This window comes from Candidatus Krumholzibacteriota bacterium, assembly GCA_016932415.1.
In the GTDB taxonomy this organism is placed as follows: Bacteria; Krumholzibacteriota; Krumholzibacteriia; order Krumholzibacteriales; family Krumholzibacteriaceae; genus Krumholzibacterium.
This window is the reverse complement of the sequence record JAFGCX010000010.1, coordinates 84,048-97,253: the sequence shown is the minus strand read 5'-3', so window position 1 is coordinate 97,253 and position 13,206 is coordinate 84,048. Positions and strand designations below refer to the sequence as shown.

The 13,206-nt window shown below is 51.0% G+C and carries 14 protein-coding genes; all 14 read right to left on the bottom strand.

Features of this window, described 5'->3' with window-relative positions; all coding sequences use genetic code 11:
* Positions 1 to 186: 186 nt before the first annotated feature.
* Positions 187 to 642 (bottom strand): nuclear transport factor 2 family protein, encoded by a 456-nt coding sequence (locus tag JW814_03295; protein MBN2070460.1) that lies wholly within the window; start codon positions 640 to 642, stop codon positions 187 to 189.
* The gene (locus JW814_03290; GenBank protein MBN2070459.1) at positions 639 to 1,385 is read right to left on the bottom strand and encodes a DUF1722 domain-containing protein; all 747 of its coding nucleotides are present in this window, start codon (positions 1,383 to 1,385) and stop codon (positions 639 to 641) included. Before JW814_03290 ends, JW814_03295 begins: the two co-directional genes overlap by 4 nt.
* A gap of 63 nt (positions 1,386 to 1,448) precedes the next feature.
* Positions 1,449 to 2,084, bottom strand: a complete 636-nt coding sequence (locus tag JW814_03285; protein ID MBN2070458.1) for a class I SAM-dependent methyltransferase — start codon at positions 2,082 to 2,084, stop codon at positions 1,449 to 1,451.
* A 54-nt stretch (positions 2,085 to 2,138) separates the two neighbouring features.
* Complete coding sequence (locus JW814_03280; protein MBN2070457.1) at positions 2,139 to 3,323, bottom strand: aminotransferase class I/II-fold pyridoxal phosphate-dependent enzyme; 1,185 nt, start codon at positions 3,321 to 3,323, stop codon at positions 2,139 to 2,141.
* A gap of 93 nt (positions 3,324 to 3,416) precedes the next feature.
* The gene (locus tag JW814_03275) at positions 3,417 to 4,667 is read right to left on the bottom strand and encodes a P-loop NTPase (protein MBN2070456.1); all 1,251 of its coding nucleotides are present in this window, start codon (positions 4,665 to 4,667) and stop codon (positions 3,417 to 3,419) included.
* Positions 4,667 to 5,545 (bottom strand): ATP-binding protein, encoded by an 879-nt coding sequence (locus JW814_03270; protein MBN2070455.1) that lies wholly within the window; start codon positions 5,543 to 5,545, stop codon positions 4,667 to 4,669. The genes JW814_03275 and JW814_03270 overlap by 1 nt, the downstream gene beginning before the upstream one ends.
* On the bottom strand, positions 5,545 to 6,423 hold the full coding sequence (locus tag JW814_03265; protein MBN2070454.1) for an ATP-binding protein: 879 nt from the start codon (positions 6,421 to 6,423) through the stop codon (positions 5,545 to 5,547). The genes JW814_03270 and JW814_03265 overlap by 1 nt, the downstream gene beginning before the upstream one ends.
* Positions 6,424 to 6,434: 11 nt before the next feature.
* On the bottom strand, positions 6,435 to 6,791 hold the full coding sequence (locus JW814_03260; GenBank protein MBN2070453.1) for a DUF5320 domain-containing protein: 357 nt from the start codon (positions 6,789 to 6,791) through the stop codon (positions 6,435 to 6,437).
* Positions 6,792 to 6,808: 17 nt separating this feature from the next.
* Positions 6,809 to 7,171 (bottom strand): NifB/NifX family molybdenum-iron cluster-binding protein, encoded by a 363-nt coding sequence (locus JW814_03255; GenBank protein ID MBN2070452.1) that lies wholly within the window; start codon positions 7,169 to 7,171, stop codon positions 6,809 to 6,811.
* Position 7,172: 1 nt separating this feature from the next.
* Positions 7,173 to 7,574, bottom strand: coding sequence for a NifB/NifX family molybdenum-iron cluster-binding protein (locus JW814_03250; protein ID MBN2070451.1), 402 nt, complete (start codon positions 7,572 to 7,574; stop codon positions 7,173 to 7,175).
* Between the two features lie 259 nt (positions 7,575 to 7,833).
* A complete protein-coding gene (locus tag JW814_03245) occupies positions 7,834 to 9,186 on the bottom strand; it encodes a sigma 54-interacting transcriptional regulator (GenBank protein ID MBN2070450.1) in 1,353 nt (450 codons plus the stop codon).
* Between the two features lie 162 nt (positions 9,187 to 9,348).
* Complete coding sequence (locus JW814_03240; protein ID MBN2070449.1) at positions 9,349 to 10,596, bottom strand: ABC transporter permease; 1,248 nt, start codon at positions 10,594 to 10,596, stop codon at positions 9,349 to 9,351.
* 60 nt (positions 10,597 to 10,656) lie between these two features.
* Positions 10,657 to 11,895, bottom strand: a complete 1,239-nt coding sequence (locus JW814_03235; GenBank protein MBN2070448.1) for an ABC transporter permease — start codon at positions 11,893 to 11,895, stop codon at positions 10,657 to 10,659.
* A gap of 5 nt (positions 11,896 to 11,900) precedes the next feature.
* Complete coding sequence (locus JW814_03230; GenBank protein MBN2070447.1) at positions 11,901 to 13,172, bottom strand: efflux RND transporter periplasmic adaptor subunit; 1,272 nt, start codon at positions 13,170 to 13,172, stop codon at positions 11,901 to 11,903.
* Positions 13,173 to 13,206: the final 34 nt, after the last annotated feature.

Sequence of the window (13,206 nt, the reverse complement as noted above, 5' to 3'; positions counted from 1 at the left end):
TCCTTTAGCGCGCCGCGCCGTCAAATCTCCCGGTCTGTGATACACCGGTTTGCAATCTAACATCACTCTTTGACAGCTGCTACCGGAAACTTGACAAGTATATTCGCCCGCGCCCACCGCAGGGGAGAAAGAGATCATTGAGCAGGCGGAGAAAGGATCAAAGCTCATGAATCCGCAGATCTGCAGCTAATCCCATACATACAACCACCGGCCGTCCACCTGGCGTTTCCAGACGGTGTGAAAGATCCCTTCGCTTACCGTCATATCTCCATCCTGACCGGTCTCCTCATACCGATACCTCCCAAAAGTATACCCAAGGTCCCCCGAGACCGAGACATCGGTAAAATCAGGTTCCCATGAAAGTGTCACTTCGCGCTCACCCTGACTTTCAAAATATTCCTCTATCGCCTTTTTGCCTTTGATAATTCTGCCTCCACGATTCAGTACGGCGCTATCTGCGGCGAAAGCAAGAAAAGCCTCTTTCACTCCCTTTTCTCTGGCCATTGCGGCAAATGCCTTTTCCGCCGCGACTATCTCTTTCTTATATCTTTCCACTTCGCCTCCATTATTTTCCAGACCGCACGACGCGACTGACATAAAGATCACTACGAGCGACAAAGCCGAAACAAAATGATTTTTCATTTTTCTCCTTTGAATAAAACAGGCGCTTTGAGACCTGCGCCCCGCTGATCGATCCACGCCCCGAGCTCACCGAGCGCCGTTGAAGAGATCAGATACTTCTTGTTCCCGCTGACAGCCAGCCTGCGTATCTTACCAAGAAGACCCTTCATCGACCATCTACTGATCCCGGACGCGTCACCGTCATATATATCGGAGACATACCCCCACATATGCTCAAGAGCGTTTCTTATGCCTCCCTGCCCGGGTCTTTCTCTCAAAATCAAAACGAGTTCTCTGGCCAGGATCCGATGACGGGCGCTGGTATTTCCAGCAGCGACCTTTCTTCCGATCTCCCTGTATAAATCTATATTTCTGGCCATGACAGAATATTTATGATGAGACCACAGCATGCCGGCTGACCGGGGAAGCTCTATCCTCCCGCCGCCTGCCTCCTGATACTTTTTCATGAGAATAAGATATTGATCGAAAGGTTCATCTATAAAGACCGGTGGCCAGATACCCTTGTTGCTTCTTGTCCTGACCGGAGTCTTCTCCCTGAAACCTCTCAGCTGCATCTCCGATGACAGGAGCCCGTGCCTGGACCGAAGTGCCCAGCCATAACGATTCCAGCGAAGCGTCTCCGGATGCTTTGAATAGCCCTTTTTCCCGTTTACGATTATAGATACTATTGCATGAAGTTCCCTGTGTTCACCAAGGAGGCTCTGGCGGCTTAAGTACCCGGGATCGATATCCCATATTCTCATTCCTGCCTCCGTAAGGAGGCTGGGTTCCTGGCCATGATAGATGCCCTTCCCGCACGGAACGGACTATCTTTTTTCGGCGATCATCAGGTACTGATGGAATCTTGAATCGCGTATCGTGCACTTAAGGCTGTACTTTCCAAGTTTACTCGAGATCGTATCGACAGTCTCTTCGGTGTTTTTCTTGTGGGTCCTTCCCTCTTCACCCAAAATACCGTCGAGTATGGAAAATCCTGTCTCGGTAAAATCGGATATCAGAAGTTTTCCGCCTCTCCTCAATACTCTCGATATCTCGGGAAGCGCCGCATCAGGGTCATCGAGATGATGTAGTACGTTGACCATCGTGACCAGGTTGAAAGAATCATCTTCAAACGGAAGCGTCCTGTTATCGACGACCTGGAACTCAAGTCTTGAATCGACACCCGCGGCGATCGCGTTCATGTGAGCATCACAGAGTTCTTTCTCGGAAATATCGACCGTAATCACTCGATGTCCACGGCTGGCTATCTCTATCGCGGTGAGACCCTGGCCTGTACCAAGATCAAGGACAGGTCCGATAAATGGCTCGGCGGCATCTATGACAAACTTGGCCATCCCTTTTTTGTCGATACCATGATCGAGGTATATCCGATCTCTTTCGGCCTGATATTTTTTATACTCTTCTATCGCTTCAGGCGCGGGTTGCGCCAGTCTCCATATCATCCCATCTCCATTTGCGTAAACAGTTCAGGCCTTCGATATAACAGTATCCGCGCATTATATCTTTTCCAGGCCCTGCGTAAGATCGGCCAGTATCTCATCGACATCCTCGATCCCTATCGATATCCTGACCAGTCCATCGGTGATCCCCGCCTGTTTCCTTATCTCCGGCGCCATGCTCGCGTGGGTCATCGCCGCCGGATGCTGGATAAGTGTCTCAACGCCGCCGAGACTGACAGCCAGTACGCAGAGATGAAGTGAATCCATAAGGATCTTTCCTGCCTTGATCCCTCCCTTGAGCTCAAAACTTATCAGCGCCCCGGGACCATCGGACTGTCTCTTATGTATCTCATATTGAGGATGGGATTTCAAGCCCGGATACATGACCCTGTCGACTTTCGGGTGTGAATCGAGGAATCCGGCCACTTTTTCCGCGCTTCTGCTCTGGTGCTTCACTCTGAGCGAAAGTGTTTTGATACCTCTGGCGACGAGGAAAGAATTGAATGGATCTATCGTGCCGCCAAATGCGTTGGACATTCGCCTTATATGCCTGTAGCTCTCCTCATCTTTCGCCACGACCATCCCCGCCACTACGTCGGCGTGTCCATTGATGAATTTTGTCATCGAATGGATCACTATATCAGCTCCATGTTTGAACGGCCTCTGGAGGATAGGGCTCATGAAGGTATTATCGACTGTCAGCCTGGCATCATTTGAGTGCGCGATATCGGCGATCGCCGCGATGTCTGAGACAGCCATTGTCGGATTGCCAGGAGTCTCGATATGAATCAACGATGTCTCCGGCCTGATCGCGTCTTTGATGGCATTCAAATCGGTAGTATCAACAAAAGTGGCGGATATGCCGAAGTTGCCGAACTGTTCTTTCAACAGGCCCACGACTGGACCGTAGACCGATTCGCTGCAGATCACATGGTCACCCGAATGAAGGATCGAAGCAAAGGCAAGGTGGAGCGCTGCCATACCGCTTCCGCATCCGATACCTCCGAATCCACCCTCAAGGATCGCTACAGACTGTTCTACCGATTCGACAGTGGGATTAGCCAGTCTCGTGTAGATATATCCCTTCTCCCTGCCGGCAAAGAGGTCTGCTCCATGATCAGCGTTGCGAAAACTGAATGTCGAAGTCTGGTATATGGGAGTAACTACTGTTCCCGTCTTGTCTGGAATAAGGCTCGAATGCACACACTGCGTATCCTTCGACTTCTCTCTGATATCCTTCATCGGTAAATCTCCTTTCACGGGATCGATCAACTCGATCAAATTTTCCAGTCTATCTCCAGACCAGGCGCAAAATCCCATTAATCCTTTTAGAAATCAGTGCCCTCCGCATCCTCCCCCGCTTCCGCATCCTCCCCCATCCTCATGCCCGCAGGCGTTAGCCGACGTACTAAGATCTCCATTGAGGTAAAGGCCGACGACCCTGGCCGGTTCTTCCTGCGGAGCTCCCGTCACGACATCGATGCCGTACTGATCGAACAACTGCCTCGCTTTTGCTCCAAGACCACCGGTGATAAGCAGGTTCGCTTCCTCACCTTTAAGCCACTTCGGAATCACGCCCTCCTCATGCGGAGGGGGCACCTTTTCGAGAGCCGATACTATGCTGTTGTCGGAACAATCTATCTCGTAAAACATGAATTTCTGCGCGTGCCCGAAATGCGCGCTTACCGCTCCGTTATCCACCGGTACAGCTATCTTCATCCTCCCTTTGCCATCATCGCATGACGTGCAGCTTCCGCATGTCGAAGGTTTCCCCGTCATAACTCTTTTTTTAAGCAAAAGCAGAGGAGTTATCAGGGCGGAAAAAAGCTTTCCCGTCTCGGTCTCCGGATGGCTTAGAATAAAGGGCTGGCCGCTGTCTCCGGCGAGAGTGACTTCAGGGTCCACCGGCACCGAGCCAAGAAACGGGATACCCATATCCTCTGCCATTTCCTTACCACCACCGCTGGTGAAGATATCGGTGTGTTCGCCACAGTGCGGGCAGACGAAACCGCTCATATTCTCTACCACACCAAGGACCGGCAGATTCAACTGCCTGCAGAAAGTCACGCATTTCCTTACATCTATCAGGGCAACGCTCTGAGGTGTAGTCACGATCACCGCTCCATCGGCGTCAGGAATCAGCTGCGCTACCGACAGAGGTTCATCTCCGGTCCCCGGAGGAGAATCGATCACGAGATAATCAAGTTCACCCCATTCGACGTCGGAAAGAAACTGGCTTATTACACCCATCTTCATCGGCCCTCTCCATATCACCGCTTCATCGGAATGCCTGAGAAGAAAACCAAGAGACATGACACGCAGATTATCTCCTACTTCGAAAGGTCTTATCGCCTCTTTACTCCCCTCAAGGCTCATATTCTCGATTCCAAGCATCTTCGGGATGCTCGGTCCATGAATGTCGACATCGAGAAGTCCTACTTTCTTTCCGGCGGAAGCAAGGGCGACCGCAATATTTACCGCGACCGTGCTCTTTCCGACTCCACCCTTGCCCGAAAGAACAAGGACCTTGTGTCTGATAAGGCCCATTCTTTTATTCAATTTTTCCTGATCGGGTTTCCCGCTCATCATTCCTCCAGTTCCAAAGCTAAGGCTATATTGGTCCACATTTCTCTGATATCGGAAGCTGCCTGGCCATCGGAGAATTCCACGACGCTTTTCCCCGCTATCTGCGCCAGTGTGACATCGATATCATAATGTACCCTGCCGGCAAGTTCCAGTTCCTCGTCTTTAATAAAGCCAAGTATTTCATCGGTCATATCAAGGTTAATATCATATTTGTTTATCGCGACCAGCACCCTGGCCCCAAAATGCCTGCCGATACTTACGACTCTTTTAAGATCATGAAGTCCCGACATCGATGGTTCAGTCACCACAAGAACAGCGTCGGCACCCGTTATCGACGCTATCACCGGGCACCCGATCCCGGGGGAACCGTCCACCAGTATCGTCTCCGTTTTATTTTTCTTCGCTATCTGTCTTGCCTGGTTACGTACCAGAGTGACCAGTTTCCCGGAATTCTCCCCGCCGGCGCCGAGCCTCGCATGTACCATCGGTCCATACGGTGTATCAGAGATGTACCATTCTCCATTCTCATCGTCGACCATCTCGATAGCCTTTGCGGGACAGAAATATGCACATACTCCACATCCTTCACAAGCGATTTTATCGATTGCGTATGATCCATTCTCTTCTGTTATCGCGTCATACCGGCAGAGATCGAGACATTTTCCGCATCCGGCGCAGATCTCAGGCGAAATAAGAGCTATTTTGCCGCCGCTGAACCGGGTGGTCTCCCTGGTGACCGGAGCCATGACAAGATGCATGTTCGCCGCGTCGACATCGCAATCAGCGATCACTACTCTGCCGGCAAGGCCGGCAAAGGAAGCGGCCACGCTTGTCTTCCCTGTCCCACCCTTTCCACTTATGATAACCAGTTCTTTTATCATCGAGCCGACCCTGTCCTTTCTTCGAGCTTTTTCAAGAGTCCATCGATGACAGAGGCAAATTGACCTGATTCATTTACGATGATATCCCCTCTAGAATATATCCTCGCTACTTCCATCGATTCGGGAATAGCAGCGAGGATCTCGATCCCTTCTCTCGCGCAGAACTCACTTACTCCGGTGTATCCCGTCCCCGACCTGTTGATCACCACTCCGACCGGGACATCGAGTTCTTTTACAGTCCTGCAAGCCAGCTCGAGATCATTCAATCCGAAAGGAGTCTGTTCAGTAACGAGCAACGCGTAATCGCTTCCCCGGACCGTTTCTACCATCGAGCAGGCATTTCCAGGAGGAGCATCTATAACGACCCATTTCTTTTCCGGAATCATCTTTCGTATGTCCCTTATTACAGGCACAGGCATCGCTTCATTGAGATTGAGTACCCCATGAATGAATTCGACGACCTTCCTGCCATCGGGAGCGTCAATATACGCCTTTCCACTTTCAATCTTTCCTACATCCCTCGGAGATTCCGTTATCGCCCCTGTCGGGCAGGCATGGAAACATCCTCCACAACCATGGCATAACTCTGGAAAAAGCAGGACCTTGTCGAGGATCATCGCGATCGCGTTAAAATGGCATATTTTCCCGCATTCGCCGCAACTGTTGCACTTTTCATCCTCTATCACCGGAACAGGGATCTCCACCCTCCGGATCTCTTCAATCTCCGGTTTTAAAAAGAGATGCCCGTTCGGTTCCTCGACATCGCAGTCCACATATATGGCGCTTTCGCCGCGAAGACCTGCCCTCGCGGCAAGGTTCACCGCGACAGTAGTCTTCCCGGTCCCTCCCTTGCCACTGGCCACAGCAATTTTCATCTATAGCACCTTTATTTCTTTTTATCGTTCAATGATTCCAGGCGCTTTTTGATAGCATCGAGTTCCTTCTGCAGGATCTCAGCCTCCGCGCTCAGCATCGACTTCTCATCACCGGCAGTCTCTTCAGTATATCGATATCCGCGCGGCCCGGGATATCCTCCATACCTGCCCGATCTTCTTCCCCCTGGTGTTCTCTGACCGGCGTTAAAACGATTCATCCTTCCTGCTCCAGGACCACCACCTCTTCGCAGTCCCATGCCTGACCCCGCGCTCATGAATCCAGGCTGATCATTACCGCTGCAATATCCAGCTCCGCGTCCTGTCATCGGGCCTTCCCCGGCAGGTCCTTTTCTATCTCCTCTAGGCATACTGATCATCTCCTTTTTCAGGTCCAGTGGCTTTGGACATCCGGACCATCTGTCTCGTCCAATTCTCCGGCAAGGTATCTGCCGACGACTTCATTGACTTTCCCCTGGGCACTTAAAACAACTTTTATCTTCGCCGCAGCAAGTGTCGAGAAAGCTTTCGGTCCGCAGTGCCCGGTGATGACTGTCTCAACGCCTTCTTTTGAAAGCATCTCCGATGTCTTTATCCCCGCGCCCTGCGCCGCGGAAGCAGATGAGAGGTTTGAGATCGATTTATATCCACCGGTCTCAGTGTCATAGACCATGAAATATTGCGCCCTGCCGAACCTCTGGTCCATTTCGCTCTTCTCGCTCTGCCCCACGGAGGTAATTGCTATCTTCATTTTACTCCTTTCTTCTCCTTCTCCCCGCGAAGGAATCTGCTCGGCCCCTTCTCTGGCAGCGACCCCTTCGCCGGCATCCCGGCATAAGAAAATCCATCTCTCCGATAGAACCGCTCGAAAGTGCGGTAACTACCTCGCTGATACCTGCCGAAACCCATGGGATTATCGAGATCCCGAGAGATTCGATCAATTGTGCCTGCCTGTTTGATATCGCACCGCAGACAAGGATATCTATCCCCAGCGCTTCGAGCTGCCCTTTCCTTTCAGCAAGGGAGAGAGTACTTACATCGAATTCCCTGCTTGAAATATCGCCCTTTTCGCCTATATCCATTACAGCCAACCTGCAGGCTGAATCGAATACAGGTGAGACACGACCATTCCATATTGTAATTGCTACTTTCATTGCATTTTCGCTCCATCGTTATTATACGCACAATGTATGCCACTAAATTGTATTTCTAAATTGTTCGTCTAACAAAATTAATTACAAAGTGTTATACATTTATGAGTTTATGGCATGGTTGATCTATAGTTGCATTATTGCAATAATATGCGCTCGTTTACAGTTGCACCAACGCAACTGTAGATCGGTTTGGACATTATGCCAGAATCTGTCTATACAGGTGATGATCCCTCTCAGCTCCGGGACTGCTGCCGAGTTTCTACTTATCGGCGGCCTTATTGCTTCGCCCATCCCCTGGAGGAAGTTCGATCCCGAGACGCTTTATCTTTCTCCAAAGGGTCGTCTTATGGATTCCCAGTTCTTCCGCTGCAGCGGAGCGGTTCCATCCGTTGCGCCTCAACGCATCGACAAGAAATCTTCCCTCCAGTTCTCGAAGATCATCTATCGTCCCGCTGCCGCCTGCGCCTGTCAGGGGCCGTAGATATTCAGGGAGTGCATCGACCTTGATAGTCCCCTGCCTGCATAGTATAAAGGAATGCTCTATGATATTCTCGAGTTCCCTGACATTTCCGGGAAAATCGTGCTGCATCAGAATCGCCATGACCCTCGCCGAGACTCCCGAGATGTTCCTGTTTCTCAACCTGTTGAAACGGCAGATGAAATGATCCGTCAGAAGGGGAATATCCTCTCGCCTCTTTTTCAGTGGAGGTATATCGAGTTTCACGACATTTATCCTGTAGTAAAGATCCTCCCTGAAAGTCCCCTTTCTTACCATAGATTCAAGATCGCGGTTTGTCGCAGTTATCACCCTTATATCGGCTTTTACCGTAACGGTGCTTCCCAGCGGCTCATAGACCTTCTCCTGCAGGACCCTGAGAAGCTTCACCTGCGTCGCGGGCGAAAGATCTCCTATCTCGTCGAGAAAGACAGTGCCTCCCTCGGCTACGGCGAACCTGCCCGGTCTGTCTTTTTTCGCGTCGGTAAATGCCCCCGCCTTATAACCGAAAAGCTCCGCTTCAAGAAGCGAGTCGGGAAGGGCTCCGCAGTTTACCGTTACAATAGGTTTTTTCTTCCTTTCGCTCAGATCATGTATCGCTCTCGCGAAAAGCTCTTTACCCGTACCGCTCGCTCCGGTTATAAGCACGGTGCTTTCGCTCTCCGCTATCTCCGGCATGATATCAAAGAGCCTGCGCATCAGGTGGCTCCTGCTGATTATATCCTGAAAACTGTGCTGTCCCTCAAGGGCGCTTCTCAACTCCTTGATGACCGAAAGATCCCTGAAAGTCTCGACCCCTCCGATCACCTTGCCGCCACGGTCCCTGAGAAGCGCTGTTGAAACACTGACAGTAACGGTCTCTCCGTCAGAGCGTACGATCACGATCTCCTCGTCGATGACCGGCTGTCCGTTTTCCATCGTCCTTCGCATGACGCAGTTGCTCTCGCAGACTGTCGTTTTGAAGACCTCGGCGCAGAACTTGCCGATAGCATCGTCGCGGCTGATCCCGGTAATCCTTTCCGCGGCAGCGTTAAAAGAGGTCACCCTCCAGTCAAGCCCCACGGTAAAGACTCCGTCTGTTATACTGTCAAGTATGATATCTGTATTTGATGTCATGGCACTGTAAATATATCGCCGATTCAGAATTTCCGCAATGACTATGATTGCAATATTGCTACTATACTGGATGACGGTGAGGCAGGTGTACCTTCAGGATCAGCGACCGGCGGGATCAGGATACCGGACCGATCAACTCACGTAAACCGGGCGGATCATCTTCTATTCATAATGCAGAGCATCGATCGGATCGAGCTTTGAAGCGCGCATCGCCGGCCAGAATCCGAAACCGACCCCGACTGCTGTACAGAAGATTATACCGACGATAGTCCATTCGAAAGGTATATGGGCGGAAAAATCGGTCACGACACTTATGATATTCCCCAGTGCAAATCCCAGGGCGACTCCTATAATACCTCCTATATTGCAGAGGATGACAGCTTCCATAAGAAACTGAAGCAATATATTGCGGCGGCGGGCTCCAAGCGCTTTCCTGATCCCGATCTCTCTCGTCCGCTCGGTCACCGAGACAAGCATGATATTCATTATTCCTATACCGGCGACGATCAGCGCGATGATCCCTATCATGAAAGAGCCCGCCTTGATACTTGCCGTTGTATCATTAAAAGTCTTTATATTGCTATCATTTGTAAAGATCGTAAAATCATCCTCCTCGTGAGGTCTCAGGCCTCTCTCCTTTCTCATCACTACTCTCGTCTCATCGAGGGCCTGCTGCAACAGATCAGGAGTCCTCGCCCTGACCGTTATATTGACCGAACGCTCCATCCCGTCAGGAGCACGCAGTCCATATGTCTTAACGAACCTCGATATCGGGATTATCAGGTACTGGTTGAAACGGCCGCCTATAGCCGAACTCTTGTCCTCGAGGACCCCGACGACCCTGAATTTGCGTCCGTCGATCTTGATTGTCTTGTTCAGGGGATCGGTCCAGGGAAAAAGCTCCTGCGCGACACCAAAGCCGAGCAGAACAACATTTCTTCCCACCTTGACATCTTCCTGGGACAGATTTCTCCCGAATTCGACGTAGTGCGTATTGTTAGTCGTATATTCGGGGGACCCGCCACAGATCATAAGATTATTGTTCGTCTTTTTATCCCTGTAAGACGCTATATGATTATATCCCCAGAGTTCAGGCCCTACCAGATCGACGCTTTTCACCTGTTCGCGGATCGCGTTGGCATGTTCTATCGTCGTGGGGCGGCGTTGCTGGATCTTCCGTCTCTCCGCTTCGCTGATAGCCCCGGCGGCAGCCTGCTTCTGCACCTGAAATGTCTGTGTGCCAAGGACACTGATCTCTTTTTCGATCGACGTCTGAACAACCGAGATACCTGTCATCACCGCTATAATCGAAGCGACGCCGGCGATTATCCCGACCATCGTCAGAAGCGATCTGAACTTGTGAGCTTTTATCGCCGACAGTGCCATTTTCAACGCTTCAAAGACAAACATTCTCAAATCACCTTTTTCATCCGGCCTCCGCCGGCCCGGAGCAGTTTCCTCTTCCCGCCCTTATTCGTACTGCAGCGCGTCGATCGGATTAAGCTTCGACGCTCTCATCGCCGGCATGATTCCCGACACGATTCCCACTATGAACGAGATCGCTATCGCGGCCATTATGACAGGAAGAGAAACTGACGCCGGCATGACGAGGCTGTCAATCAGAGCGGCGACAACGTAGGACAAAAGCAGGCCTATCCCCCCACCTATCAGGCAGATAAAACATGATTCGAACAGAAACTCTGTAAGGATTATCTTCCTACGCGCTCCGAGCGCTTTCCTTATCCCGATTTCCCGCGTTCTTTCCGTCACAGAGACAAGCATGATATTCATCACCCCTATCCCGCCGACGAAGAGGGAAAAACTTGTTATTATGAAACCTATAAGGATAACGACGCCCATCACATTGTTATAGGCGTTCATCAGGCTGTCCATGCTGTTGATTGAAAAATCATCTTCGTCTGTCGGCCCGAGCTTGCGGACCTTTCTCATCTCTCCCGTAAGTTCATATCTGAACTCCTCGATCCCCTCCTGGCTTGAAGCCTTGACAGCTATAGTGAATCCGCGGTTCCTGTTTCCATATGCTTTCGCGAAGCTTGTGATAGGAACGAATATCTGTCTGTCGAAATTGGGGCCGCCGAAAAATCCTCCGGATCCCTGCTTTTCCATAACTCCGATAACGGAAAAACTGTGCCTTCCGATCTTGATATCCTTGTGAAGCGGATCGGCCTCCCCGAAGAGGTGTTCGCGGATCTCCCGCCCTATCACGCATACGGATTTTTTGTTATGAACATCGGTGGCGCTGAAGAACCGGCCGAATTCCGGCACACCGCTCGCGACAAGCATCTGCTTGTCTGTCGTGCCGATAATCGTAACGTCTTCCAGTACGTTCGATCTGAATTTGACGTTCCTGGCCGTTCCGGTCGATGGATTTACAGCTTTCGATCCGGTCAACCTGCGGGCGAGCAGTTCGCTCTCTTTATATGTGATCCGGGGCCTGTTGCGATATCTGAAAAAATCTCCCGTTATTATCCATGGCATCCTCGAGACATATAATACGTCAGAACCTACTGCAGCAATCGATTCTCTGAAGTTGTTACCAAGCCCGTTAGATACCGTCATAGTCGTAGCCACGGCGAGGATACCTATTACGACTCCGAGAGTAGTAAGGATCGCCCTGCTTTTATTGGCCATTAAAGCCCTGACAGCGACACCTAACGATTCGGCAAGTATAAAACGGAAGATCTTCATAGTTTTTATTCCCGTTCGCCGCCGGTCTCTTCCTCTACCTTGACTGCCATCCCGTTTCCAAGCGTCTGGCTTATCGCCCTGTAACTTCCAGTGACTACCTTGTCCCCCTCAGATATCCCCGCAAGGATCTCGATATGAGTCTCGCTCTGGATACCCGTTTCAACCTGCACCGCCCTGGCTGTCCCCTCTTCTATGATAAAGACGACAGAGACGAATCCATCCCTGTCCGGCGTATATTTCACGGCAAGAGTGCTGTCTGCCGCTTCCTTGTCATTATTGCCTTTTTCCTTAAGCTGGTCCGGAGTCCTGACAGTGACGCACTGGATCGGTACGCATAGAGCGTCATCACGCGTCTCGACAATTATATCGGCGCTTGCCGTCATGCCGGGCCTCAGCTGATCGACCGAATCAGTTATTGTCAGTTTTACTTCGAATTCCGTCTTCTGTTCAGTCGTCCCCGCGGCATTTATCCTGGCGCTGCTCGCTATCTCCCTGACGATTCCATGAAAGATCCTGCCGGGAAAAGCGTCTATTTCAATATTCGCGCTATCTCCAAGAGCCACGTTAACGATATCGTTCTCATCTACATCGACGAGAGCCTCCATGATCGCAAGGTTGGAGACGATCATGATTACATCTTCCTGAAACTGCGATCCGAGGGCTATTTCCCCGACTTCCTTGTTCAACGTACTTATTGTCCCGGCCATAGGGGCGTATATAGTCGTCTTGGAAAGATTGTCTTCAGTCTGTTTTACAGCTGCCTGAGCCTGGTCTACAAGTTCGAGAGCGGATTGATACCTCGCTTTCTCGATCTGTACACTTGACCATGCCTGGTCATAGACCGCCTGAGACTCGAGATTCTGGCTTACAAGGCTTTCTATCCGCTTGAAATCGACCTGCGCTTTGGCCAGGTTTTCTTTCGCGAGGTTGGCGTTCGCCTTCACCGAACGCAGGTTCGCTTCAGTCTGTTCGAGAGCTGCTACATACCTTTCCTGGTCGAGCCTGACAAGGAGGTCTCCCTTCTCGACCCAGTCACCTTCCATCACTCCGAGATATGTTATCTTCGCCGCGACATCAGCGCTGATCTTCACCTGGGTCCTTGGTTCTATCTTCCCCGTCGCCGTCACAGTCTCGACCATATTCTCTCTTCCAGTCTCAGTCACCTGGACCGATGTCATCTTTTCGCCGTTTCTCCCAGCGGCGATTATAATGACAGCTACTACTATGACAGCGATAATCGCCAGCCAGATAATGCTTTTCTTTCTCGACAGAGCCATAACCCGTTACTCCTTTATAAGTGATGTTTGCCAG